Here is a 25,167-nt window from a genome sequence, read left to right as displayed (position 1 = left end):
AAAAACCCCGCCGGAGCATGGCTCGGGCGGGGTTTTTGCAGTTACCGGATCAGGCCTTGCCTGGCTCCGGGTCGTCGGTGTTGATCATGTCATCATGCTCATTCATATCCCACGGCAGCTTGCCCGGCGAGATATTGAGGAAGTGCAGGTAGTTCTCGAACTGGTCAAGAATGTCCTTGATGATGTCATGCTCATCGTAGCCGAACACGTCGTAGGAACGACCGCCCCGGCGCAGATAGACTTCTGCCCGGTAATAGGCTTCAGGCTCGTCCGGGTCACGCTTGAGCTCGCCGTAGACAAAGCCCGGCATCGGGTGCTCGGTCAGCCGCACATCGTAGATGAAATCGACATGGTGCTCACGGTGCACCTGCAGGTGCGAACGCAGGTTCTCGGCATCGAACTCGGCGGTTGCATCCCAGCCCTTGGCCTTCAGTTCCTGCTCCACTTCCCGCATGGCATTCATGGCCGTGTTCTTGATGAACATTTCCACTTCGTGCTTGCCCGGGAATTCCACAATCGCCGCCAGGCGATGCTTCCATTGGGAGCCGGTCATGTGCCGGTTGCTCATCATGTGCGCCTGCAGGCTGGTTTCACGGTGCCCTTCGATCACCAGGGCCCGCCACATACCCACAGCAGCAATCAACATGATGATGGCAAACGGCAGAGCGCTGGCAATGGTCATGGTCTGCAAGGCACTCAGCCCGCCTGCCAGCAGCAGCACCGCTGCAACCGCACCTTCCAGCACGGCCCAGAACACCCGCTGCCATGCCGGGGTATTGATCACGCCACCGGAAGCCAGGGAGTCAATCACCAGCGAGCCGGAGTCAGACGAGGTGACAAAGAAGGTGATGATCAGCAGCACCGTCAGCAGAGAAATAAAGAACGACCAGGGCAGCACGTCGAACAGTTTGAACAGGGCAACCGCGTGGTCATCCTGCACGTCCGTGATCAGCGTGTTCAGACCTTCATTCATGATCAGGTTCAGGGCGGTGTCGCCAAATACCGAGAACCACAGGAAAGTGAACACCGATGGCACCAGCATGACACCGAACACAAACTGGCGGATGGTGCGGCCGCGGCTGATCTTGGCGATAAACATGCCCACGAACGGCGCCCAGGCAATGGTCCAGCCGAAGATAAACAGGGTCCAGTTACCGATCCAGTCACTGCGGGTGTAGGCCTGCAGGTTGAAGGTACGCTCGACAATACCGCTCAGGTAGCTGCCGGTGTTCTGCAGGAAAGTTTCCAGAATATGGATAGTCGGGCCGACCACAAACACGAACAACATCAACGAAATAGCCAGCACCATGTTCAGAATGGACAACCGTTTTACGCCCTTGTCCATGCCCGCGACGACAGACACTGTGGCCGCAGCAGTAATCACAGCTATGGCGATGATCTGCACCGTGGTACTGATGGGAACTTCCGGCCAGAGATAGTTGATGCCTGCGTTGATCTGAGTAACCGACAGCCCCAGCGTAGTGGCAATACCGAACATGGTGCCCAGGATGGCAAACACATCCACTGCATGGCCGATGGGGCCGTAGATCTTCTCGCCAATCAGCGGGTAGAGCGCGGAGCGGATAGACAGCGGCAGACCATGACGGAAGGCAAAGTACGCCAGCACCAGTCCTACCAGGCCGTAGATGGCCCAGATATGAAAGCCCCAGTGGAAGAAAGCAATCTGCATGGCCTGCTTGGCCGCATCGACGGTTTCAGCAGCGCCGGCAGGCGGCGTGGCGTAATGCAGCACAGGCTCGGCCACGCCAAAGAACAGCAGCGCGATACCGTAGCCGGCCGAGAACAGCATGGCAAACCATTCCGGGAAGGAGTACTGGGCTTCCGCGTGGTCCGGCCCCAGTTTGATATTGCCCCACTTGGATGCCCCCACAGAGACAATAAAGACCAGGAAGATGGCAACCGACAGCATGTAGAACCAGCCGAAGGTATCGGTAATCCAGGCCAGGGTCGCGCTGAACGCTTCCCCTGCCAGTTCGGGATTGCTGATGGTTCCGATCACCAGCAACAGCGCAACGACAACGGCCGGAATAAAGACCGGTACGAGGATAGTGGAACGGATAGCTTTCGTATCTGAAGCCATAGAGTCCATCCATGTTATGAGTGAGTTTTACAGGGCTTCTTGCGAGCCCTTTCGAGCATTACGAAAAGTATAGGATCAAATGCATTATTTGGATGACACAGAATACTTCTAACCGTGAAATAAACTTATAGACCGGTCAAGGCTTTTGTGCAGAAGGAGTTGCGGGGAAAAGGCGGAATGGCAAAGGGGGTAACCGGAGAGAAAACAACCCGCACCTGCAGCATCGGCAGGCGCGGGCAGTGTAACGACGGGCGAACTTACTGGCCCGGCTGCATCATCTGACGCTGTTGCTGCATCTGACGCTGCATTTCCTGCATCTGGCGGTCCAGCTCTGCGCGCTGTTCCTCGGTGAAAACGGCATCCACTTTTGCTTGCATCAGTGCGGAAAGCGCGGCAATTTCACCGGTCACATCACCCAGCTCTTCGGCGTTGTCGCGGATGGCGGATTCGTTGTAGTCCGGCTTGATTTCACCCTGCAGCTTCTGTTGCAGGTTCTGGGCACTCTGGCGCAACTCGCCGATCTCGCCCTGCATGTCATCAATAATGCCGCGGATTTCGCTCTGCTGGTCGTCAGACAGCCCCACCATTTCTGCAAGCTGGGCAACCTGGTCCGGCTGGCCGGGCTGCTGGGCGAATGCGGTGGCCGACAGGCTCAGGGCAATCAGTGCGGAACCGATAAATTTCACAACTTGCTGCATAATTTTCTCCATCGCAGACGGCCACTGTCAAAGCCGCCGTTTATTGGCTTAACGTTTGAGACCCCACACCCTAAAACAATCACACACCGGATTTCATCCCGATATCCCGTCATTCTGTACACAGCACACAGAAAAACCGTTGCCAGCCCAGACATCACGGGGCTTCCGATAAATGTGAAAGTTTAGTCATTCCCCTGCATAATGGCGCCTTTCAGCAACAGGCGGAGCAACACCGATGGCGATTAACTGGTTTCCCGGGCACATGCACAAGGCTCGCAAGGAGATCAAGCAGGTCATGCCCCAGATGGACCTGATCATCGAGGTGGTAGACGCCAGAATCCCGTTCAGCAGCGAGAACCCGCTGGTGCCGTCGCTGCGTGGCGACACGCCGCTGATCAAGGTGCTGAACAAGCGAGACCTGGCTGACCCGGCAATCACCGAACAATGGCTGGCCTGGATTGAAAAAGAACGCGGAGTGCGGGCCATCACCCTCACCCACAACCAGCGCCAGGAAGCCCTGGGCATCCTCAAGCTGGCCGAGGAAATGACCCCTACCCACAACCGGGAAAAAAGCGCCCTGCGGGTAATGATTCTGGGCATCCCCAACGTGGGCAAGTCTACGCTGATCAACACCCTGGCCGGTCGCCCTGCCGCCAAGACCGGTAACGAGCCCGCGGTTACCCGGGCCCAGCAGGCCATCAAGCTGCCGGATAACGTGCTGTTGTACGACACCCCGGGCTTTCTCTGGCCCAAGCTGTCACCGGAGCAGTGCGGCTACCGGCTGGCGGTCACCGGCGCCATCCGCAGCGCGGTACTGGATTTTGAAGATATTGCGATGTTTGAAGCCGACTATCTGGTGCAGGCCTACCCGGAGCTGGTCATGGCCCGCTACGGCCTCGACCAGAAGCCACAGGACGGGCTGGCGCTGATGGACGCAATTGCGGAAAAGCGGCGCTTCCTGGGCCGCGGCGGCGTACCGGACCTGCACAAGGTTTCCGAGGTGTTGCTGAACGAATTCCGGGCCGGCACACTGGGGCAGATTTCCCTGGAAACACCGGACATGGTTGAACAGGAACTGGCAGAAGCGCGTATCAAGGAAGAGCAGGAAGCGAAGGAAAAAGCCATCAAAGCCGAACAGCGGAAACGAAAGAAACGCTGAATAGATCGTTCGCTGTTCAACACTTACATATCAGGCTACCATTCTGCTATGCTTGATTTGGATCAACCCGGATGGTTTATCAACTATGGCCCAGGCAATTCATCTCCACCAAGTATCTCCGCTCAAAGCCTCATGCCAGCAGTGTAGCCTGAGCAACCTCTGCCTTCCCCTTGCCGTTGAAGAGAACGATCTCGAGCGGCTCGAAGATATTGTCCAGCAGGGCAAAATCTACAACCGGGGCGAGCACATCTTTGACCAGAGCACCCCGATGCGGTCCTGCTTTGCGGTGAAGAGCGGGTCGGTGAAGACCTCTATCATTACCGAAGGCGGTGACGAGCAGGTGACCGGCTTCTTTATGCCTGGCGAGCTGGTCGGGCTCGACAGCATGAGCAGCGACACCTACGCCTGCACGGCCAAGGCCCTGGAACGCACCAGTGTGTGCGAGTTCCCGATCGAAAAGCTGGAAGAGCTCACCGGCAAACTGCCCGAGCTTCAGCATCATATGTACCACTTGCTGAGCCAGGAAATCCAGAACAGCCACCAGTTGGCCATGTTGCTGAGCAAGAACACCGCAGAAGAGCGCATTGCCGCCCTGCTGCTGTCACTGTCCAGCCGCTTCCGTCGCCGTCGCATGTCGCCGACCAACTTCAGCCTGCCCATGGCACGGAACGACATTGCCAACTTCCTGGGCCTGGCAGTAGAAACCGTTAGCCGGGTGTTCACCCGCTTCCAGAACCAGGGCATTATCCGTGCCCGTGGCCGTGAAGTAGAACTGCTGGATGTAGAAGCCCTGCAGCTGGTTACCCGTGACTTCGCCCGCCAGGGCTGTCAGTAACCACCCTGACTCCTTTCTGAATATCACTGGCCGGCGGATTACAGGTCCGTCGGCTCGGTCTTCTCCTGAGCTTTTTCGTCATTACTACCCGCACCCTTGATCATGGCAACCTCTTCGTTTAGCCATGTTCGCCAGGGCAGCTGCTTGATACCGAACGTGTTCTTGATCTTGCTGCACACCATGGTGGTGTTTACCGGCTCCAGGTGTCCCCACTCTGGCAGTTCGTCCACCACGCGAATGTCTTCCGGAATACCGGGCATACCGGCGATCGCCAGCCCCAGCTCATACAGGTTGATCTCTTCGGAACCGGCATACTGATAGGTGCCCCAGACTTCGGCACCGCAATCCAGTTGCAGCACAATCGCGCTTATCACCCGGGCAAGGTCCTGGACGGCCACCGGCTGGCCCTGGCAGCGGCCGGGCAGCGACAAGGTGTCTGCGCGCCCCGTGCTTTCGTACAGCTTGCGGATAAAGCGGCCCAGGCTCCAGCCGGTACGCAGCAGGATGTGCCGGGGCAGCAGTGTACGCAGCGCCTGTTCACACTCCCACTGCCAGCGGCCCAGCTCGTTGATTGGCTGGCCCGGGTTAGACGCTATGTAAGCACCCTGTTTGCGGCCGTCAAACACGTAGCAGGAAGACAACTGCAGCAGCGCCATGCCTCGGTCCCGGGCGTGCTCGGCCAGGCACAAGGGCAGCGAAAAGGCCACCTCATGGGCCGCTTCCCGGTTGGCTTCGGCTTTCTCCGGGTCAGCCAGCCAGAGCGCATTCACAATCAGGTCTGCATCTTCCGGAATCCAGCTTTCCAGGGCTTTCAGGTCGGCATTGGCCGGGTCGCTGACCAGCAAAGGGCTCACCCGCAGATGGGTTTTGCGCAAGCGCTCCAGGAGCACTTTCCCCAGTGGGCCGTAGTCGTGAACAACAAGTACATGCACGCGGAATCAACGCCTCCGGAATATCACTGATATGACGCCTGTCGGGAACCACTCAGGCCAATGGCCGGAGCGGAGGGTTGCTGCACTATGCCTGCAACCTGAAACGCCGGTGTTAATTGAAGTCTCACTTGCGAGCATACAACAACAGGAAGCCCTATGCTGAAACAACAGAGCCATATTGTTGCCCCGATTCCCGATGAACTCCGTACCCGCGCGCTGTACACAGTAAGCGAGCTGAAAAGCCGCGGCAAGGCCGACAAGCAGGCTATTGAACAGCTGTACGACCTGATCAACGAGCTGACCGAAGCCGGGCTGGATTTCTTCTTCATCGAACCGCTGCGCCGCCTGAAAGCCGGCAGCATGATGATGGGCATGGCCAGGATGGGCATCAGCAGCATGCTCAAAGGCAGCAAGATGGTGATTCACAAGGTTCTGAAAAAACTGGATGACCGTAGCCTGGCGGCGATTCTCGATTTCATCGAGGAGATCATTCATGAACCCGAGGCACCCTAGCAGACACCCCGGTCAGTAGCTCATAACCGATGGTGCCGGCACATTCCGCCACCTCATCCACGCTGACGGTCGGGCCCCAAAGCTCCACCCTGTCCCCTTCACGGGCCTGAGGCGCATTGCCCAGGTCCACCGCCAGCATATCCATGGAAACCCGGCCCAGCAGCCGTATGCGCTGGCCATTGATGGCCGCCGGCGTTCCCGTGCCCGCATGGCGCGGGTAGCCGTCGCCGTAACCGATCGCCACCATGCCCATGCGGGTGTCCCGGTCTGCCGTAAAGGTGCACCCATAGCCAATGGCTTCACCGGCACGCACGGTGCGGGTGGTGATCAGCGGTGCCTCCAGGGTCATGGCCGGTTTCAGCCCGAGATCCAGTCCGGTTTTACCAATCATTGGCGAGGCGCCGTACAGCATGATGCCAGGCCGGCTCCATTCGTAGAGGGGTTGGTTGGGCCGGAAATGGGCCGCCGAGTTACCGACACTGCGCATCAGATCCGGCCAGGGCGCGACAGCCGCTTCAAAGCTGCGGGTTTGCTGCCCGGTGAAATCACTGGCCAGGTCATCCGCACAGGCAAAGTGGGTGACAAAGCCCTGTAACCGGGCTCGGCCGCCCATGGACTCCAGGCCGGCCACCACCTCCGGTAACTCCCGGGGCCGGAAACCCAGCCGGTTCATACCGGTATTTACCTTCAGCCAGAAGCTCGGCACCGAGGCTTCAGACAGCCAGCCCAGCTGCTGACGGCAGTGCAACACCGGCTCGAAGTCCATGGCGGCACAACGGGCCAGGTCTCTCGCTTCGTGCACGCCCTGCAACAACACCACCGGTTGCGGCAGGCCCGCCTGACGGATGGCTTCCGCTTCTTCAAGGCATGCTACGGCGTATTTCCCGGCCAGCCCGTCCAGGGCACCGGCCACCGCCTGGATGCCATGGCCATAACCGTCGGCCTTGACCACAGCCATGGCCCGGGCGTTGCCAGCCTTCTGCTGAGCCAGGCGATAGTTGAACCTGATCGCCTCAAGGTCAATACGGGCAACGGTGGGGCGTGGCATCAGTAATCACCACCGTAGTCACCGTAATCCCCGTGGGCGAGGTCCTCAAACTTGGTGTACTTGCCGATAAACGCCAGGCGAATGGTGCCGATGGGGCCGTTCCGCTGCTTACCGATGATGATCTCGGCAATGCCTTTATCCTGGGTGTCTTCGTTGTACACCTCGTCCCGGTATACAAACATGATGACGTCGGCGTCCTGCTCGATCGCACCGGATTCCCGCAAGTCCGAGTTCACCGGGCGCTTGTTGGGCCGCTGCTCCAGGCTCCGGTTCAGCTGCGACAGTGCAACCACCGGGCAGCTCAGCTCCTTGGCTATGCCTTTCAGGGAACGGGAAATTTCCGAGATCTCGGCGGTACGGCCCTCGGTGTTACCGGGCACCCGCATCAGCTGCAGGTAGTCGACCATGATCAAGCCGATCTTGCCGCCGTTTTCCCGGGCAATACGGCGCGCACGGGAACGCATTTCCGTGGGGCTCAGGCCCGGGGTGTCGTCTATGTACAGGGGCTTGTCTTTCAGCAGGCTGACCGCCGAGGTCAACCGCGGCCAGTCGTCTTCTTCCAGCTTGCCGCTTCGTACCTTGGTCTGGTCGATCCGGCCCAATGAAGACAGCATACGCATGGCCAGTGCATCGGCGGGCATCTCCATACTGAACACCAGGATGGGGGTGCTGGTGCTGATCAGTGCGTTTTCAACAATGTTCATGGCGAAGGTGGTCTTACCCATCGAGGGCCGCCCCGCCACGATAATCAGGTCTGCCGGCTGCATACCGGAGGTCTGGTCGTCCAGGTCGCGGAAACCGGTGGTCAGGCCGGTGGTCTGCTCGCCGGATTCGAACAGTTCTTCAATACGGCTCAGGGTGGTGGCCAGGATCGGGTTGATGGCCTTGGGGCCAGAGCCCTCCTTGCTGCGGGATTCTGCAATCTGGAACACGCTGCGCTCGGCTTCGTCCAGAATCTCGCTGCTTTTGCGACCCTGCGGGTTAAAGGCCGAGTCGGAAATCTGGCCGGAAACTTCCACCAGCTTCCTCAGGATCGAACGCTCGCGGACAATGTCAGCGTAGGCGCGAATATTCGCCGCGCCCGGGGTTTTCTCGGCCAGCTCGGCCAGGTACGACAAGCCGCCGGCATCTTCAATGTCGCCGGCCCGCTCCAGGAACTCGGCCAGGGTAACCACATCCAGCGGCTCGCTTTCGCTGGCCAGCCGTTCCACCGCACCGAAGATCAGCCGATGATCCTGCCGGTAAAAGTCGGAGGCAGAAATAACTTCGGAGATTTCGTCAAAACGGCGGTTATCCAGCATCAAACCACCGAGAACAGCCTGTTCTGCCTCTACCGAATGAGGGGGAACCTTGATCCGGCTGGTTTCAGGATCCATCGACGCAGGTTTCAGAGTGGGATTGGCCATAAATACCGACAACATTGAAATGGGAATACGGGAGTACAAGAATACCAGAAAGCAACGGGCCCGAAACCGTCTCCGGTTCGGGCCCGTCTGGGGAAACTGAAACCCGGGGTTTCAGCTCCTTTGAAGCTACCTGTAGCGGCTACCGATTACTCGGCAACAACCGCCAGCTTGATAGTAACTTCAACATCAGTGTGCAGCTGCAGTTCGATGTCGAACTCGCCGACAGTCCGGAGCGGACCTTCCGGCAGACGAACTTCGCTCTTCTCGACTTCAGTGCCACCGGCAGAAACAGCTTCTGCGATGTCACGAACACCGATAGAACCGAACAGCTTGCCTTCTTCACCAGCCTTGGAGCTGATGGTGAAGGACGCACCTTCCAGAGCCTCGGCACGGGCCTGGGCAGCGGCCAGCTTCTCAGCGGCAGCTTTTTCCAGCTCGGCACGACGCTCTTCGAACGCCTGTACGTTTGCAGCCGTGGCAGGAACAGCCTTGCCATACGGCAGCAGGAAATTACGACCGTAACCGGCCTTAACCTTTACCTTGTCACCCAGGGAGCCAAGGTTTGCTACTTTCTCGAGCAGAATAACTTCCATCTCGTTAACCTCTTCGTGCTTTATTCAGCCGGCCCGGCGGGTTTTATTCGCCCCCGGATATCCAGCCAGCTATCCACAAAAGCCAGAACCAACAAAAGCATCATCAGACTCGGACCCAGCAGAACCAGTAGCACGTAGAATGCTACCAATGCCTGCCCGCCCCACTGTTTACGACCAACAAACCCGTGCACCAGTGCCAGCGAAGCGATGAACAGCGGTGTTCCCGCAGCCCATGCCAGCAGCATGGAATTGAGCCCCAGTAGCGGGCCTATCACCATGGTGACAGCGCACACAACCGCAATGGCCGGCGACAACCTCAGGGCATGGAATTCCTTGCGGAAACCTCCGGGGTTATACAGCCCCGCCTGCCATGCCCTCGCCAGCATTGTCATACCAATGGCCGTGGCGAAATAGGTGCCCGCCATACTGGCGTTCATGGTGTTGCGGATGATCAGCTCAAGTTCGCTGCCCAGTGACCGCGCCACCTCGGCGTTGTATTGCTCGTAAAACCCGACACCGGCCTGGACCAGTTCGTCCAGCAGTGCCGGATACATCAAGGGCATCATCAGCCCTGTCAGTATCATCAGAAAGGCGCCCGACAGCAGCGCTCTCTCCCAGGACAGCGATATTCTGAGAATCGACGCCATCAGCATCACCTGCAACAGCACCACCAACGCGGTCGGATCCTGCCCGAAGGTGGCCCAACCCAGTGCGGGTAGTACTGCCCAGAGACCGATGTTCAGCCCCTGCCGGATGCCCAGTCGTAAAATGACCAGGCCGATAACTGCTGCGCCAATCCAGAACAGCAAGGGTAATGCAGTCGCAACTGCCGCAACCCCGCCGGCCTGCATGGGACCGCGCATTACATACTGTGCCAGTGCACGCATGGTCCCGGGTCCTGTCTATCTGTGCTTAGTGATCGTGGCTGTCCGTATACGGCAGCAGTGCCAGGTAGCGGGCACGCTTGATAGCGGTAGCCAGCTGACGCTGATAACGTGCTTTGGTGCCGGTGATGCGGCTGGGCACGATTTTGCCGGTTTCAGTGATGTAGCCTTTCAGGGTGTCCAGATCTTTGTAATCGATCTCTTTAACACCTTCTGCCGTGAAACGACAGAACTTACGACGTCTGAAAAAACGAGCCATAACGTAACTCCTAACTCCGGTTAATTACTCTTCTTCGTCCTGGGATGCGCTGCTCTGACGGTCGTCAGAATCAGCTGAACGACGCGGACGATCGTCTCCGCCGGAACGACGGTCCTCGCGGGACTCAGCGGCTTTCATCGGAGACATGTCGGTAACAGCCTCGTCGCGACGCAGAATCAGGTCACGGATGATGGCATCGTTGAACCGGAAGTTATGAGTCAGCTCGTCCATAGCGGCCTGTGAACATTCGGCGTTCATCAGTACGTAGTGAGCCTTGTGAATCTTGTTGATCGGGTATGCCAGGTGACGACGGCCCCAATCTTCCAGGCGATGTACCTTACCGCCATCTTCAGTGATGACGCTGGTATAACGCTCGATCATCGCGGGCACCTGCTCGCTCTGATCCGGATGTACCATGAAAACGATTTCGTAGTGACGCATGAGTTCTCCCTACGGGTTAAACAGCTTTCTTCTTTCGGCGATCCTTCCGGACCGCGACCCAGCGTGAAAGCAAGGAGGTGACAGCAAAGCTGCCGGCTTCTTTTTTGCTTTATCAACTAGGCACTTACGGGTAAGGCCAGATCAAAAGCGGCGTTTTGCAGCCCGGAATACAGGCAATACAAAACCGCCCCTTAAAAAAGGGGTCACGTATTCTAGGCCCAAGGGGCCTGCAGTGCAAGGATTAACCGAGTCGCTGGCGCAGGGCTTCGTACAGGCAAACGCCGGTAGCCACCGACACGTTCAGGCTGTCGACATGGCCCTGCATGGGGATGTTGATAAGCTGGTCGCAGTGTTCCCGGGTCAGCCGGCGCATGCCCTTGCCTTCAGCCCCCATAACCAGCGCTACCGGCCCCTTGAAATCAGCCTGGTAAAGGCCGGCATCGGCTTCACCGGCGGTGCCGATCAGCCACACCCCCAGATCCTTCAGCTCCCGCAGGAAGCGGGCCAGGTTGGTTACGCGCACAAAGGGCACGGTTTCTGCCGCACCACAGGCCACTTTACGGGCCACCGGTGTGAGCGAGGCGGACTTGTCCTTGGGCACAATAACCGCCTGGACGCCGACCGCATCTGCGGTGCGCATGCAGGCACCGAGATTGTGCGGGTCGGTTACGCCATCAAGGACCAGCAAAAACGGCGGCTTGTCGCTATTGGACAGCTGGGCCAGCAGGTCGTCTTCCGTCCATTCACGGCTTTCCGCCACGGCCGCCACAATACCCTGGTGGACGCCGGACACGCGTTCATCCAGCTCCCGGCGGTGCACTACTTTCCAGCGCACACCCAGGCCATCCAGGGCATCGGTCACCGATTTTACGCGCTTGTCCTGCCGTCCGGTCTGGATCCATACCTGCTGAAGCCGTTCCGGCTCCCGCTTCAGCACCGCATCCACTGCGTGCCAGCCAAATACATATTCCTGAGACACTAACGATCAATTCCTGTGTAACTGGTTACTTGCGGGGCTTGCGCTTCTTGCCTGCCGCCGGAGACTTGCCCTTGCCACCTTTGCGCGCTGCGTCCCTGGCCGCTTCAGCCGCCAGCTTTTCCTTGGCACTGGCCGGCTTGCCGGTACGCTTACCGCCTTTACCACCCTTGCCTGCACGATCGCCCCGACCACGGGACTCACGCTTGGACATATCCAGGGCATCGCGGTCTGCCGTGCGCTTCTTCGGGGTGCTGACCAGCTCCAGGTCAATCTTGCGATCTTCCAGGTCGACCCGCACCACCTTCACACGCACTTCATCACCCAGGCGGAAGCTGACTGCCGTGCGCTCGCCGATCAGGCGATGCTTGGCGGCATCGTGGTGGAAGTAGTCACCACTTAGGGTGGAAACGTGCACCAGGCCTTCGATGTAGATATCAGACAGCTCCACAAAGAAACCGAAAGGCACCACGGCGGCAATCACACCGTTGTACTCCTCGCCCACGTGGTCACGCAGGAATTCGCACTTCAGCCACGCCATCACATCCCGGGTGGCGTCATCGGCCCGGCGCTCGGTCATGGAACAATGCTCACCAAGCTGTTCCATTTTGGCGAGGTCATAGGGGTACTCTGCCAGCTGCGGATCCGCCACCTTGGGTGAGACCACATCCTTGGTCACTTCCGGATTATGGATGCGGGACTTGATAGCCCGATGCACAATCAAATCCGGGTAGCGGCGAATCGGCGACGTAAAGTGGGTATAGCTGGGGAAGCCCAGGCCGAAGTGGCCCGCTTCTTCCGGGCTGTAGACCGCCTGGCTCAGGGAGCGCAGCATCACCATCTGGATGACATTGGCATCCGGGCGATCCGCCACCTGCTCCAGCAACTGCTGGTAATCTCTGGAGGTGGGCTTGTCACCGCCACCCAGCTGCAAACCCAGCTCGCCCAGGAACAGGCGCAGGTTGCCCAGACGCTCTTCCGACGGGCCATCATGTACCCGGTAAAGCGCCGGCATCTTGTGTTTTTTCAGGAACCGCGCCGTCGCCACGTTGGCGCACAGCATGCACTCTTCCACAATCTTGTGGGCATCGTTCCTGTGCACCGGAACAATTTCCTCAATCTTGCGCTCGGGATCGAACACAATCTTGGTTTCGGTGGTTTCGAAATCGATGGCGCCCCGCTCGGTTCGGGCACGGCGCAGCAGCTTGTACAGTTCATACAGGTTATGCAGGTGCGGCAACAAATCAGCGTAATGGCTGCTGAGCTTGTAGCCCTGCTCGGTATCCGGGTGCTCCAGCATGGCACTGACCTTGTTGTAGGTCAGCCGGGCATGGCTGCGCATCACCGCCTGGTAGAAGGTGTAACCACTGATATTACCAGCGGCACTGATGGTCATATCCGCCACCATACACAGACGATCCACGCCCGGATTCAGGGAGCACAGGCCATTGGAGAGCTTCTCCGGCAGCATGGGCACAACATGATCCGGGAAGTAAACCGAGTTGCCACGCTGAATGGCTTCTTCGTCGAGCGGGGAACCCGGACGCACATAGTGGGATACGTCGGCAATCGCCACTACCAGGCGGTAGCCGCCACGGGGGCGAGGCTCGCAATAGATGGCGTCATCGAAATCCCGGGCGCTTTCGTCGTCGATGGTCACCAGCCGCATATTGCGGATATCCACCCGGTTGGCTTTGTCCTTCTCTGCCACTTCGGCAGGAATCGCTGCTGCCTGCTCACCCACGGCGGACGGCCAGCTGTGGGGAATCTCGTAGGAACGGATGGCCACATCAATTTCCATCCCGGGCGCCATGTGCTCACCCAGGATTTCGACAACCTGCCCTGTCGGCTGGGTACGGATTGTCGGCTGACGCAGAATCTGTACGACTACATACTGACCATGCACCGCCTTGCCTACGTGCTCGTCCGGAACCAGGATTTCCTGGTTGATACGGGCATTCTCGGGCACCACGAAGGTAATACCGCTTTCCTTGAAGAAGCGGCCAACGATCTGTTCGGTACGGTGCTCGAGCACTTCAACAATTTTGCCTTCCCGGCGACCACGGTCATCCACCTGGTCAACCCGCGCAGCTACACGGTCACCGTGAAACACCTGGCGCATCTGGCGCGCGGTGAGAAACAGGTCGGAACCGCCATCATCAGGAATCAGGAAACCGAAGCCGTCCCGATGCCCGACCACCCGGCCGGTTACCAGGTCTGCTTCTTCTATAGGCAGGAACGCATCCCGGCGGTTACAAATCAGCTGCCCGTCGCGGCACATGGCAATCAGCCTGCGGCGAAGGGCTTCTATACCTTCCTCGGAAGTTTGCCCAAGCTCCTGGCACAGAGTCTCATGGGTGGCCGGTGCCCCCCGCTCTTTCAGGTGCTGGAGAATAAACTCCCGGCTCTGGATGGGGTTTTCGTATTTCTGAGCCTCGCGACTGGCGTGAGGGTCTTTGTGTTCTTTCTTCCTGGAAACCATTCGGATCCTTGCTATCTGGCCGCGATACTGCGGCGGAATTCATTATCCCTGCAGTATAACGTTGGTATGTCGAACCTGCCTAACCAGGGGACAATTAATAGGCACAAATACGGCGAAAACTTTTTTGAAAAAATGTTTGACAGCCCCGAACGGAATCATTAAAGTACGCGCCATCGGTTGAGGGGAACACCTCACCGGACTGGCAGAAACGCTAAGTTTTCAATAGACTAACAGCGAATCTGCAAATCACCTGCCGAGGTGGTGAAATTGGTAGACACGCTAGCTTCAGGTGCTAGTGGGGGCAACCCCGTGGAGGTTCAAGTCCTCTCCTCGGCACCATTTCCTTCCACAGGAAATGGCAAGAATCCTTCAAGATTCCTTACAAAGCCTTAAAAGCGCAATACGCCACTGACCAAGCCAAACGGCCTGCTGTCGGTTTTTCTGCGTTTGTTTACCTTGTGCGTTCGCTCCCAATCATCCTGCATGAGCTGCCGGGCGCTCAGCGTCACCCGGCATCTGCCTGACTCTTATTGGATTGCTTCCAGTAAATACTCGGATAACTTCATGTAACTGTACTCGACCTTCGCATAGACCCTGGCTGGCGCGGGCCTGCCGGTTCCGCAACTCTGCACAGAATAATCAGACAGATAAGCCTCCCGGATCAGGTTCGGAGCATTTACATCCGGCGTGGCGTCGTAGTGCAGTAACCACTGGAACCCGGCGTCTGCCGCCACATTGCCCGAACCGGCCAGCGCCGGATCCAGGAAGGCGTAGCGCAGGAGGCGATTGACCTCTACCTCAACACTGTCGGCCGAAAACGTCCGGGTATCGTATTCGAACGCCAGGTCGGTAAAGGTTGTCGGCTGTGGCTCGTAACCGGAAAACAAATAGCTCTGGATTGCTGTCACAACAAAGTTTTCCTTTGCGGTTTCGTCGTCAAGAGGCCCACAGTCAGCAGGCCCGCCCTGCAGTTCAACAGACTCGAGTGGCTGGTCATCTTTGGTAATAGTGTAATCGGCCACCAACTCCCCAGAACCCGGGGCTAACCGGTAGACAACCCCCGCGTCCGCACCAACGCCACCGACTGTCGCAACAAGCTCCGAAATTGCACCGTCCTGCTCACTCCAGCTATAGCTAACCTCCGCTCCGGCTCCAAGCTCGGTGGACGCCGGTTCGATGCCCCTGGCTGCATGGCAAAGTGTCGACGTCTGGAATTCGATTATCCGGGCATCCCAGTCAAAGGTCAGAGTTTCATCCACTACCTGGTCGGGATCGTTTTCAGGATTGAACGCATCCCAACCCGCTGGCGCGAGGGATACCGAGGGCAGCCACTGGGTAGAAAGCCTGCCCATATAACCACCCGCATCAATCAGCCGGGCCAGTTCCGGCATCGACAGAGCCAGGCAGCCATTCGCCGCAATTCTGGCCAGCCGCCCGTCTTCACCGTACTCAAACTCAAGCCCGGTTGAGGCAACCAGGTCATCCGGTGCCACTGGCAGCTCACTACTTTCCGCACGAGCAAAGACCTGCTGCCCCGTCAGCACCTGCGGGTCGGTGATACTGACGGTGACATCCGGAAGTTCCAGAGTATCGATCGCCACTCTGGAGTAGTCATCGCCAGCCGCCTGATCTACGGCCGTAATTACCGCCGGAGCGTGCCGCAACAGGGAAGTGCCCAGAAGCCGGGCCTCTTCCGGGCTCAGGCTAAGCTCTGCGCCCGCCCTTTCGGGCATGCTGCTTGCCACCTGCTGTGTCATAAACTTCACCAGTGCCCGGGCATAGGCATGGGCCCGGTCATCCTGCCCACGGATATAATCCGCAGTCACGTTGATGCCAGCCAGGCTCTCGCCCAGATCGCCCCCGGGCATCAACTCCAATGCCGTCTGGTAACGGGCCAGGGTGGTCAGCGGCGTTACATTGCGGACACCGGGATTAGCCGACAAAACATAGCCCACGGCTATGGCCTGATCCCCCACTTCGGTCTGCTCAACCGTGGTTCCGGGAATAGCGGCTGCGAACAGCGGGTAGTCCCGTGGATCAAGCGGTCGGCCTTCCTGGGGTGACAACTGCAAAGCGGCAAGGTCCAGGCTGAACGCGCCATCCTGACCACTCATGGCCATGGGTTCGCCGCCTTCGATAACCGCAGAATTGCCATTATCCAGCTCTACAGTGAACGACTCGGCGGTGTACTTTCCATCACCGTTCACATCCAGCCACACCCTGGCATTCCTCAGATAGCCATCAATCACCCGCCCCTGGTACGGCGCCGGTTCGCTGTAGTTCACGCCATCGAAATCGCGGCCATCCACGGGCAGCTGGTCGGATTCTTCGCCACAACCGGCGATGGCAAGGGTAAGCAGGGGAACGGAGAGAGCAGTCAGGCGTTTCATCGCGGCAACCGGTTATCCTTGTTAGAGGTTGTGCCGCTACTTTAGGGGATGTACCGCCGGGAGACCTTGACAGGCTTGGCAAATTGTAAAGTTTGGTAAAGCGCTGGCCCCGCACGGTGTCGGGGCCAGCCGGGTCAAAACCCTCAGAATGAACGAGCCACGATTTCCTTCATGATTTCGTTGGTGCCGGCATAGATGCGCTGCACCCGCGAATCGGCCCAGGCCCTGGCAATGGGGTATTCCCACATATAGCCGTAGCCGCCGTGCAGCTGCACACATTCATCCATCACCTTGCACTGCAGGTCTGTGGTGTGCTGCTTGAGCATGGCTGCAGTGGGGATATCCAGCTTCTTGTCCAGGTGCAGCTCAAGGCAGCGGTCGGTAAACACCCGGGCGGCCGTGATTTCGGCTTTCAGCTCCGCCAGCTTGAAACGGGTGTTCTGGAACGCGATAACCGGTTTACCGAAGGCTTTGCGCTCTTTCACGTAGTCCAGGGTCCACTGCCAGGCTGCTTCGGCAGCGGCTACGGCAGTCAGAGCCACTTGCAGGCGCTCCGCCGGCAACTCCTGCATCAGCTGGAAGAAGCCCTGCCCTTCCATGCTGCCCAACAGATTATCGGCCGGCACTTTTACATCCTGGAAGAACAGCTCGGAGGTGTCCTGGGCCTTCATGCCCACCTTGTTCAGGTTCTGGCCTTTCTCGAAACCTTCCCAGGCGGTTTCCACCAGCAACAGGCTGGTGCCCTTGGCGCCTTCCTTGGGATCGGTCTTGGCCACAACGATCACCAGGTCCGCCAGCTGGCCGTTGGTAATAAACGTTTTGGAGCCATTGAGATTGTAGTGGTCGCCCTGACGAATAGCGGTGGTCTTTACGCCCTGCAGGTCAGAACCGGCGCCCGGCTCGGTCATGGCGATGGCAGTGATCATTTCACCGGAGGCCATTTTCGGCAGGTACTTCTGCTTCTGCTCTTCCGAGCCGTAGTTCAGGATGTACGGCGCCACAATATCGGAGTGCAGCCCCCAGCCAATGCCGGACAAACCGGCCCGGGAGATTTCTTCCATGATCACCGCCGAGTAGCGGAAATCGGCCCCTACGCCGCCGTACTCTTCCGGCAGCATCGGGCACAGGAAGCCCAGCTCCCCCGCCTTTTGCCAGAGCTCGCGGCTGACCTGGCCATCCTTTTCCCATTGCTCGTGATAAGGCGCGGCTTCCTGTTCCAGGAACTTTCGAACGGAATCGCGAAAGCCATCAAGATCGGCGTCGAACAGAGTACGTGGAATCATGCTGAACCTCGGTGAACGGGTTGGTTTATCGTTGTGTCCAGCAAGTCTGTGGCGGGGCGGGTTTTGGCTCAATGGTGAAAACCATCAATCGCTTTGGCCAAAACCAACGCCCCGGGAAGGCATCAGTCCGCGTTCTTTGCACCCCAGCGCGGGACCAGGGTCTGCGGCAAGTCCAGGTGGTCAAGAATCCGGGCCACCATGAAGTCCACCAGGTCATCCAGGGATTGAGGGTTGTGATAGAAACCCGGGCTGGCCGGCATGATCACCGCCCCCATGCGGGTGAGCTTGAGCATGTTCTCCAGGTGCACTTCGGAGTAGGGAGTTTCCCGCAACACCAGGATCAGTTTGCGGCGCTCTTTCAGGGCAACATCCCCGGCCCGCTCGATCAGGTTGTTGCTGGCACCGGTGGCCAAAGCCGACAGGGTGCCGGTGCTGCAGGGGCAAACCACCAGCGGGGCTTTCTCGCCGGAGCCGGAGGCCGGGGGCGAGAACCATTCTTCCCGGCCGAACACCTGCACCTGGCCATCTTCAGCACCGGCATAGGCCGCCAAAGCCTCCGCCATGGCGGGTGTGGACCCGGGCAGGCGGAAATCGGTTTCAGTGGCGATCACCACCTGGGCCGCCTTGCTGATCATCACGTTCACCCGGCAGCCGTTAGCCACCAGGCACTGCAGCAGGCGCAGTCCGTATTGGGCCCCGGACGCGCCGGTAAATGCCAGGTTAATTACCGGGGAACTCTCAGCCACGACGTTTCTCCAGTTCCGCCACCAGTTTGCGGTGAATACCACCGAAGCCACCGTTACTCATGATCACAATGTGGCAGGTTTCCGGCAGCTGGTCCACGGCCCGGGCAATCAGGGCATCGACCGACTCTTCCACGCCGTGGTGGTCCAGCTCGCCGTGCTCGGCACGCCAGCTGTTCACCAGTTCCGGCAGCCAGTTCATCTCGCTCAGGTTACCCCAGAGAACGCGGTCTGCTGCCGCGGCACTGGGAATCAGGGTCTGCTGGTGTACACCCTGTTTCATGGTGTTGGAACGGGGCTCGATAATGGCAAGAATCGGCTCGTCCCCCACCTGGCTGCGCAAGCCCTCAAGGGTCAGGGCAATGGCCGTCGGGTGATGGGCAAAGTCGTCATACACCCGCACACCACCAACCTCGCCCACCAGCTCCATCCGTCGCTTAACACCGGAGAATCGGCACAGGGCGGCCACGGCATGGTCCGGCGTTACACCCACATGGCGGGCGGCGGCAATGGCTGACAGCGCATTACGCACGTTGTGCATACCCGTCAGCTTCCACTTCAGGGTAGCCACCGGCTGCTCGTGGTGGATGACCATAAAGCGGCTGCCGTCTTCTGCCAGCAGCTCCGCGCGCCAGTCTGAGGTGCGACTGATCTCGCTGCCGATGGCGGTATCCTGCACCGGGCTCCAGCAGCCCATTTCCAACGCATTATCCAGATGCTGGTCCAGGGCCGGACGAATGATCAGACCCTGGGACGGGACAGTGCGCACCAGGTGGTGGAACTGGCGTTCGATGGCTTCCACGTTCTCGAAAATATCGGCGTGGTCGTATTCCAGGTTGTTCAGGATCAGGGTGTTCGGGCGGTAATGGATAAACTTGGAGCGCTTGTCGAAGAACGCGCTGTCGTATTCATCGGCCTCGATGACAAAGAAGTCGCTGCTGCCCAGGCGCGCGGACACCGGGAAATCCTGGGGCACGCCGCCTACCAGGTAGCCGGCATCAAACCCTGCCTGGTCCAAAATCCACAGCAGCATGGCGGTGGTGGTGGTTTTGCCATGGGTGCCGGCCACCGCCATCACCCAGCGATGGCGCAGGACTTCCCGGGCCAGCCACTCGGGGCCGGACATGTAATCGATGCGCCGGTTCAGCACGGCTTCTACCTCCGGGTTGCCCCGGGACATGGCATTACCAATCAGCACCAGGTCCGGCCTGGGCTCCAGGTTCTCCACCCGGTAGCCTTCCATTAACGAGATACCCTGGGCCTCCAGCTGGGTGCTCATGGGCGGGTATACCCCCTGGTCGGAGCCGGTCACAGTGTGCTCCAGTTCCCGGGCGATGACCGCCAGGCTGCCCATGAAAGTGCCGCAGATTCCCAGTATGTGTATGTGCATTAAGGTAAGGCCTCCGGTTTGAAACCTGCCAAGCCTCTACCATACTTTCTGCGGGGTCAAGGGCACGGTATATGCTCATGAAACTTCCACCTGATTCGCGTATGATTTGCGCCATCATTGAACCAGCAGGAGGCTTTAGCCCGAGATGGCTATCAAGAATGCATTTTATGCCCAGTCTGGCGGGGTTACCGCCGTTATTAACGCCAGTGCCTGTGGCGTTATTCAGACCGCCCGCCAGCACCCGGACAAGATCGGCAAGGTGTTTGCCGGCCGCAACGGCATTATCGGCGCCCTGAAAGAAGAGCTGATTGATACCAGCCTGGAGTCAGATGACGCCATCCAGGCGCTGATTCATACCCCGGGCGGCGCTTTCGGTTCCTGCCGCTACAAGCTGAAGAACCTGTCTGAGAACCAGCGCGAGTACGAGCGCCTGATCGAAGTGTTCCGTGCCCACGACATCGGCTACTTCTTCTATAACGGTGGCGGCGATTCCCAGGATACCGCCTACAAGGTATCCCAGCTGGCCGACAAGATGGGATATCCGATCACCTGCATCGGTGTACCCAAAACTGTCGACAACGACCTGCCGTTCACTGACTGCTGCCCCGGCTTTGGTTCTGTCGCCAAGTACATTGCCACCTCTACCCTGGAAGCCAGCCTGGACATCAAGTCTATGTGCGAAACCTCCACCAAGGTGTTCATCCTGGAAGTGATGGGCCGGCACGCGGGCTGGATTGCCGCTTCCGGCGGCCTGGCTGGCCAGGGTGAAGGCGAACCGCCCCACATCATCCTGTTCCCGGAAATCCCGTTCAACCGGGAGAAGTTCCTGGAGCGCGTAGACCAGTGCGTGAAAGATTACGGCTACTGCGTGGTGGTTGCCTCGGAAGGTGCCCAGTACGAAGACGGCCGGTTTGTAGCTGACGCTGGCGCCAAGGATGCCTTCGGCCACACCCAGCTGGGCGGTGTTGCACCGGCCCTCGCCAACATGGTGAAGCAGGCCCTGGGCCACAAGTACCACTGGGCCGTTGCCGATTATCTGCAGCGCGCAGCGCGGCACATTGCCTCCGCTACCGACGTAGAACAGGCCTACTCCGTGGGCAAGGCTGCCGTGGAAATGGCCCTGGATGGCAAACAGGCATTGATGCCCACCATCGTGCGGGACCAGGCCAAGCCTTACCGCTGGAGCATTGGCCAGGCCAACCTGAGCGAAGTGGCTAACCAGGAAAAGAAAATGCCCATCCACTACATTACGGATGACGGCTTCGGCATTACCGAGGAGTGCCGTGACTACCTGCAGCCGCTGATCGAGGGCGAGAGCTTCCCGCCGTTCGAGAATGGCCTGCCCAAGGTGGCCAAGCTGAAAAACCAACTGGCGGAGAAAAAGCTGAAAACAGAGTTCACCCTGTAACAGCTATCGCCAGAAACACAAAGGCCCGGCTTTTTACAGCCGGGCCTTTGTGTTTCCGGAAGACGGAAAATGGCGTCAGGCGGGCTGCCTGCGCACGTAGGCGGAGAAATCGTCGTAGCCGCCAACGTATTCGTCACCCACCAGAATCTGCGGCACGGTATACACCGGGCGGCCAATCCTGTCGGCAACGTCCTGCTTGCTCAGCCCTTTCTCGATCATGTCGACCCACACGTAGGGCATGTTCCGGGACTCGCACAAGTTCTTTGCCGCTACGCAGAACGGGCAGCTCATGCGACCGTAGATGGTAACCTGCTCCATAAAACCTCCTCGGGAAATAAAGGAAAACCAAAACCTGAAAGTTGGGCAAATAATGACAGCTCGTCCGGGGATTGGAAATTGGCACTTACCATTACAGCCATAGTACTTTACGATTCAGCCATGGAGACGCCATGGCCTACCTGACCCTTTTCCTGACCGCCTTCGCGGCCGCTACCCTGCTGCCAGCCTACTCGGAGATCCTGGTGGGCACCCTGGTGAACCAGGATTACGCCCTGTTCTGGATCTGGTTCTGGGCCACCGCCGGCAATACCCTGGGCTCGGTGGTGAATGGCATCATTGGCCGGCAGGTAGACAGGTTCAAACACAAACGCTGGTTTCCGGTCAGCGAACTGCAACTGCACAAGGCCCGCAACCGGTTCAACCGCTACGGGCAGTGGTCTTTGCTCCTCGGCTGGCTGCCGATCGGGGGTGACGCGCTCACACTGGTGGGCGGCATTATGCGGGTGCCCTGGCTCAACTTTGTAGTGCTGGTAGCCATCGGCAAGGGCTTGCGCTACGCCTTTGTGATCTGGGTGGTACTGGAAGCGTCCGGGTTGGTCGGATCCTCACCGTAAAGGTAACGGCGCAACAGTGGTTCACCATTAAACTCGGAGTGCATCACCGCCACAAAGGTGTACACACCAATCAGCTTCCGGTTCAGGAACACGAACTCCTTGGGCGGTACCCGGAAGTAACGGCTGATGGCCGAGCGGGCTGCCTGCCGGGCCACCCGGGATGGCAGGTCGCTCTGTTTCCAGCGGTACTGGCCGTGGCTGTTCACCGCATAGTCCGGCCACTGGCCCTGGTCCCGGGCCAGGGGCTCCAGCACCGACATGCAAACCTGTCCGAACTTTTCCAGCACTTCCCGGGGCCAGTCGTAGCTCATAAAGCGCAGCTTCACGCCGCCCTCGATCACCTGCTCCAGGTCGTCTTCATAAGACGCGCGGATCATCTGGATGACCGGATCCAGAAACTCCCGGGAATAGCTTTGTACCGCACCGAAATCGAGCAGCACAATGCGATCATAATCCGGCTCCTCCCCGGCTTCACCGGCAATACGAATGCGGTAATTGCCGAAGTTGGGATCGGTCTGGATTTCGCCCCAGACAAACAGCTCCCGGAAAAATAGCTCAAGGGCCGCCTTGCCCAGGGCGCTCCGGCGCTCCAGGGACAGCTCCCGCACTTCCTGGGAGCCTACGGAATGGCCGTGTTCATAGGTTGAGGCGATGATGTGATCGGTGGAATATTCCGGCAGAACCCGAGGCACGATAAACCGGGGATCGTCCGCCAGCATCTGGCGGAATTTTTCCGTGGTGCGGGCTTCCAGCCGGTAGTCCACCTCCCGGTGCATCATCTGCCGGACTTCTTCGAGCCAGTCATTGAATTCAGGGCCGAAGCTCACCAGCCTGGCTACTTTCAATAACTGGGCCACGGCGTTGAGGTCGCTGTCTACGGCATCGGCCACGCCGGGGTACTGAACCTTCAGCACCAGTTCCAGGCCATCACTGCGGCGCACGGCGCGGTGCACCTGCCCCAGCGAGGCAGCGCCTATGGGTTCCGGGTCTACCTCCAGCTCTGCCAGCCGGTCCGCACCGATTTCCGCCTTCAGCACCCGTTCAATGGCCGGCCACTCCAGGGACGTGGTCTGGTCTTCCAGGGTATGCAGGGCTTCAGTCACTTCTTCCGGCAGAAAGTGCTCGCCGTACAGCGCCATCACCTGGCCGATCTTGACCACACTGCCCTTCAGGCGGCCAAGCTCATCCACCAGGAACCGGGCCTGGCTGGACAGCATGGCCTTGTGCCTTTGCTCACGGGTGTCTTTGCTGCTGAACCAGTTGGTAGCCATGTGGGAAGCCATGCGGGTTCCGGCAAAGAGACCGGCCTTGGTCAGCGACAGCCGACGCTCAAAACTACCGGTCTTGATGCGTGAGACGGATTTTCCGGAGCGCCTTTCTGTCATGAACGACCTGTCTTTGTCTGGGAATTTGCTGCTTTTCCGATACTTCTATGCATTATACGGATCCGGCCCCGATACAAGCTAACCGATTCGTCGCCGAATTTCCGCTTCCGGGGCCAATGTGCACAAACTTTAACCAGCAATAATTAACACAGACCACGGGTTACGATTCGATACAGTCACAGCGCTTAAGTGCCTCTACTATGTACAGACCGGCCACGAATGGCCGCCCTGAAATCTTACACAACAATAATGCCATGACGCAGACACCCCACTCCGCTGCCGATTCCGAGCTGTCTCAGTTTCGGGTTAAAGGCGAAATTCCCGTACCGGCCCTGATCAACTGGCTGAGCGCGGCCGCAGTTCCCATACTGGCCTTCTTCGCCTGGCGCTCGAGCCAGCATGGCGACAACCTGAACGCTAGCGTTCTGCTGGTATTCTCCGGCCTGCTGGCACTCAACCTGCTGGTGTTTCTGGGCTTTCGCCACAAAACCTTGCAGCGTCGGGGCTTCATTTCACTGATCACCGTGCTGTTCACTTACCTTGCCGTGCACGCGGTGGAAGATGGCTCCGCCATTATCTGGCTGTTTGCCTACCCGCCCATCATCTTTTACATCAGTGAAGCCCGGGTGGGCGTGTTTGCCTGTGCTGGCGGCTGGCTGGCGGTATTGTTCCTGTTCAGCCCCGCCGGCGAATGGTTGTTTGGCTCCCCTTACAGCAGCAGTTTCCGGATTTCCCTGGTGATCGTGCTCGCGTTCGAGATGGTCACTTGCTACATCCTCGACCAGAGCCGGCGCCGCAGCAAGCTGGGGCTGCTGAAACTGGCGGCCGAGTTCGAATATGCGGCCAAGCACGATGCCCTGACCGGGCTGGCCAACCGCCGCGAAGGCCTGACCCAGCTCGAAGGTGAATACCAGCGATACCTGCGCAACGGGCGGCCTTTCTCGGTGTTACTGATGGACATTGACCTGTTCAAGACCGTGAACGACCAGCATGGCCACCAGGTGGGCGACGAACTGATTATCCTGGTAGCGCGCACGCTGGCATCCGGCTGTCGCAAGATGGATACCATTGCCCGGTGGGGCGGGGAGGAATTCCTGGTGCTGTTACCGGAGACGACCCTGGCCGAAGCCAGTGCCAGCGCTGAACGGATGCGGGCCGCAGTAGCCACGCAGTCCGTTCAGACCGAAAGCGGCAAAACCATGGGGGTTACCATCAGTACCGGCGTTGCCAGCATTCGGGGGTCGGAATCGATTGACCGGCTGTTGCAGCGGGCCGATGAAGCCCTGTATGCCGCCAAGTCCCGCGGCCGGGACCAGGTGTGCATCGAGGCCAAGGCTGCACGCTGAAC

The 25,167-nt window shown here is 59.0% G+C and carries 23 protein-coding genes and 1 tRNA gene; 7 read left to right on the top strand and 17 right to left on the bottom strand.

Translation table 11 applies throughout. The annotated features are described in order from the left end of the window. Window positions 1–49 precede the first annotated feature (49 nt). Together B9Q17_RS06695 and B9Q17_RS06690 are read right to left on the bottom strand one after the other, a co-directional pair. The gene (locus B9Q17_RS06695; RefSeq protein WP_094624616.1) at window positions 50–2,101 is read right to left on the bottom strand and encodes a BCCT family transporter; all 2,052 of its coding nucleotides are present in this window, start codon (window positions 2,099–2,101) and stop codon (window positions 50–52) included. A gap of 257 nt (window positions 2,102–2,358) precedes the next feature. Continuing rightward, window positions 2,359–2,799 (bottom strand): Spy/CpxP family protein refolding chaperone, encoded by a 441-nt coding sequence (locus B9Q17_RS06690; protein ID WP_227508219.1) that lies wholly within the window; start codon window positions 2,797–2,799, stop codon window positions 2,359–2,361. A 235-nt stretch (window positions 2,800–3,034) separates the two neighbouring features. Between B9Q17_RS06690 and ylqF the strand changes: the two genes are divergently transcribed. Together ylqF and fnr are read left to right on the top strand one after the other, a co-directional pair. Further along, window positions 3,035–3,958, top strand: coding sequence for a ribosome biogenesis GTPase YlqF (gene ylqF, locus B9Q17_RS06685; protein WP_094624615.1), 924 nt, complete (start codon window positions 3,035–3,037; stop codon window positions 3,956–3,958). 85 nt (window positions 3,959–4,043) lie between these two features. Beyond that, window positions 4,044–4,793, top strand: coding sequence for a fumarate/nitrate reduction transcriptional regulator Fnr (gene fnr, locus B9Q17_RS06680; RefSeq protein ID WP_022987830.1), 750 nt, complete (start codon window positions 4,044–4,046; stop codon window positions 4,791–4,793). Window positions 4,794–4,831: 38 nt separating this feature from the next. Here the strand turns inward: fnr and B9Q17_RS06675 are convergent, their stop codons facing one another. After that, window positions 4,832–5,725, bottom strand: coding sequence for an SDR family oxidoreductase (locus B9Q17_RS06675; protein ID WP_094624614.1), 894 nt, complete (start codon window positions 5,723–5,725; stop codon window positions 4,832–4,834). A 156-nt stretch (window positions 5,726–5,881) separates the two neighbouring features. On the opposite strand from B9Q17_RS06675, the gene B9Q17_RS06670 reads away from it, so the two are divergent. After that, window positions 5,882–6,238 (top strand): hypothetical protein, encoded by a 357-nt coding sequence (locus tag B9Q17_RS06670; RefSeq protein ID WP_022987832.1) that lies wholly within the window; start codon window positions 5,882–5,884, stop codon window positions 6,236–6,238. Here B9Q17_RS06670 and alr read toward each other — a convergent pair. The 8 genes from alr to rnr all read right to left on the bottom strand — a co-directional run bounded on the left by alr (window position 6,213) and on the right by rnr (window position 14,327). Continuing rightward, window positions 6,213–7,286, bottom strand: a complete 1,074-nt coding sequence (gene alr, locus B9Q17_RS06665) for an alanine racemase (RefSeq protein ID WP_094624613.1) — start codon at window positions 7,284–7,286, stop codon at window positions 6,213–6,215. The two genes, B9Q17_RS06670 and alr, sit on opposite strands and share 26 nt — an antisense overlap. Beyond that, window positions 7,286–8,692: a replicative DNA helicase gene (dnaB, locus tag B9Q17_RS06660; RefSeq protein WP_094624778.1), complete on the bottom strand. Its 1,407-nt coding sequence runs from the start codon at window positions 8,690–8,692 to the stop codon at window positions 7,286–7,288. The genes alr and dnaB overlap by 1 nt, the downstream gene beginning before the upstream one ends. Window positions 8,693–8,838: 146 nt before the next feature. Continuing rightward, window positions 8,839–9,285, bottom strand: coding sequence for a 50S ribosomal protein L9 (gene rplI, locus B9Q17_RS06655; RefSeq protein WP_022987835.1), 447 nt, complete (start codon window positions 9,283–9,285; stop codon window positions 8,839–8,841). A gap of 20 nt (window positions 9,286–9,305) precedes the next feature. Beyond that, entirely contained in the window at window positions 9,306–10,172 is an 867-nt protein-coding gene (locus B9Q17_RS06650) for a hypothetical protein (protein WP_094624612.1), read from the bottom strand. Window positions 10,173–10,197: 25 nt separating this feature from the next. Further along, complete coding sequence (gene rpsR / locus B9Q17_RS06645) at window positions 10,198–10,428, bottom strand: 30S ribosomal protein S18 (RefSeq protein WP_008937282.1); 231 nt, start codon at window positions 10,426–10,428, stop codon at window positions 10,198–10,200. 24 nt (window positions 10,429–10,452) lie between these two features. Next, the gene (gene rpsF, locus B9Q17_RS06640; RefSeq protein WP_058340370.1) at window positions 10,453–10,869 is read right to left on the bottom strand and encodes a 30S ribosomal protein S6; all 417 of its coding nucleotides are present in this window, start codon (window positions 10,867–10,869) and stop codon (window positions 10,453–10,455) included. A 241-nt stretch (window positions 10,870–11,110) separates the two neighbouring features. Beyond that, a complete protein-coding gene (gene rlmB, locus B9Q17_RS06635) occupies window positions 11,111–11,848 on the bottom strand; it encodes a 23S rRNA (guanosine(2251)-2'-O)-methyltransferase RlmB (protein ID WP_094624611.1) in 738 nt (245 codons plus the stop codon). 25 nt (window positions 11,849–11,873) lie between these two features. Then, the gene (gene rnr, locus B9Q17_RS06630; protein WP_094624610.1) at window positions 11,874–14,327 is read right to left on the bottom strand and encodes a ribonuclease R; all 2,454 of its coding nucleotides are present in this window, start codon (window positions 14,325–14,327) and stop codon (window positions 11,874–11,876) included. A gap of 252 nt (window positions 14,328–14,579) precedes the next feature. Here rnr and B9Q17_RS06625 point away from each other — a divergent pair. Beyond that, window positions 14,580–14,666 (top strand) — tRNA-Leu (locus tag B9Q17_RS06625). A 188-nt stretch (window positions 14,667–14,854) separates the two neighbouring features. Here the strand turns inward: B9Q17_RS06625 and B9Q17_RS06620 are convergent. The 4 genes from B9Q17_RS06620 to mpl all read right to left on the bottom strand — a co-directional run bounded on the left by B9Q17_RS06620 (window position 14,855) and on the right by mpl (window position 20,133). Further along, window positions 14,855–16,717 (bottom strand): hypothetical protein, encoded by a 1,863-nt coding sequence (locus B9Q17_RS06620; RefSeq protein ID WP_094624609.1) that lies wholly within the window; start codon window positions 16,715–16,717, stop codon window positions 14,855–14,857. A gap of 143 nt (window positions 16,718–16,860) precedes the next feature. Then, window positions 16,861–18,000 carry an acyl-CoA dehydrogenase family protein gene (locus B9Q17_RS06615; RefSeq protein WP_094624608.1) on the bottom strand — a complete coding sequence of 380 codons (1,140 nt, stop codon included), beginning with the start codon at window positions 17,998–18,000 and terminating at the stop codon, window positions 16,861–16,863. A 122-nt stretch (window positions 18,001–18,122) separates the two neighbouring features. After that, window positions 18,123–18,746 carry a flavin prenyltransferase UbiX gene (locus tag B9Q17_RS06610; RefSeq protein WP_094624607.1) on the bottom strand — a complete coding sequence of 208 codons (624 nt, stop codon included), beginning with the start codon at window positions 18,744–18,746 and terminating at the stop codon, window positions 18,123–18,125. Next, window positions 18,739–20,133, bottom strand: a complete 1,395-nt coding sequence (mpl, locus tag B9Q17_RS06605; protein ID WP_094624606.1) for a UDP-N-acetylmuramate:L-alanyl-gamma-D-glutamyl-meso-diaminopimelate ligase — start codon at window positions 20,131–20,133, stop codon at window positions 18,739–18,741. Before mpl ends, B9Q17_RS06610 begins: the two co-directional genes overlap by 8 nt. 145 nt (window positions 20,134–20,278) lie before the next feature. Here mpl and B9Q17_RS06600 point away from each other — a divergent pair, with 145 nt between their 5' ends. After that, window positions 20,279–21,541: a 6-phosphofructokinase gene (locus B9Q17_RS06600; protein WP_094624605.1), complete on the top strand. Its 1,263-nt coding sequence runs from the start codon at window positions 20,279–20,281 to the stop codon at window positions 21,539–21,541. A gap of 75 nt (window positions 21,542–21,616) precedes the next feature. On the opposite strand, the gene B9Q17_RS06595 is transcribed toward B9Q17_RS06600, so the two are convergent. After that, window positions 21,617–21,859 carry a GrxA family glutaredoxin gene (locus tag B9Q17_RS06595; RefSeq protein ID WP_094624604.1) on the bottom strand — a complete coding sequence of 81 codons (243 nt, stop codon included), beginning with the start codon at window positions 21,857–21,859 and terminating at the stop codon, window positions 21,617–21,619. A 131-nt stretch (window positions 21,860–21,990) separates the two neighbouring features. On the opposite strand from B9Q17_RS06595, the gene B9Q17_RS06590 reads away from it, so the two are divergent. Then, window positions 21,991–22,434, top strand: a complete 444-nt coding sequence (locus tag B9Q17_RS06590; protein WP_058340378.1) for a YqaA family protein — start codon at window positions 21,991–21,993, stop codon at window positions 22,432–22,434. Here B9Q17_RS06590 and B9Q17_RS06585 read toward each other — a convergent pair. Next, window positions 22,374–23,819, bottom strand: a complete 1,446-nt coding sequence (locus B9Q17_RS06585) for an ABC1 kinase family protein (protein ID WP_094624603.1) — start codon at window positions 23,817–23,819, stop codon at window positions 22,374–22,376. The two genes, B9Q17_RS06590 and B9Q17_RS06585, sit on opposite strands and share 61 nt — an antisense overlap. Window positions 23,820–24,073: 254 nt before the next feature. On the opposite strand from B9Q17_RS06585, the gene B9Q17_RS06580 reads away from it, so the two are divergent. Continuing rightward, window positions 24,074–25,165 carry a GGDEF domain-containing protein gene (locus B9Q17_RS06580; protein ID WP_094624602.1) on the top strand — a complete coding sequence of 364 codons (1,092 nt, stop codon included), beginning with the start codon at window positions 24,074–24,076 and terminating at the stop codon, window positions 25,163–25,165. Window positions 25,166–25,167: the final 2 nt, after the last annotated feature.

Origin of the sequence: Marinobacter vinifirmus, assembly GCF_002258215.1 — a bacterium.
GTDB lineage: Bacteria > Pseudomonadota > Gammaproteobacteria > Pseudomonadales > Oleiphilaceae > Marinobacter > Marinobacter vinifirmus.
The sequence above is the reverse complement of the archived record's forward strand: the minus strand, read 5'-3'. Positions and strand labels throughout refer to the sequence as shown.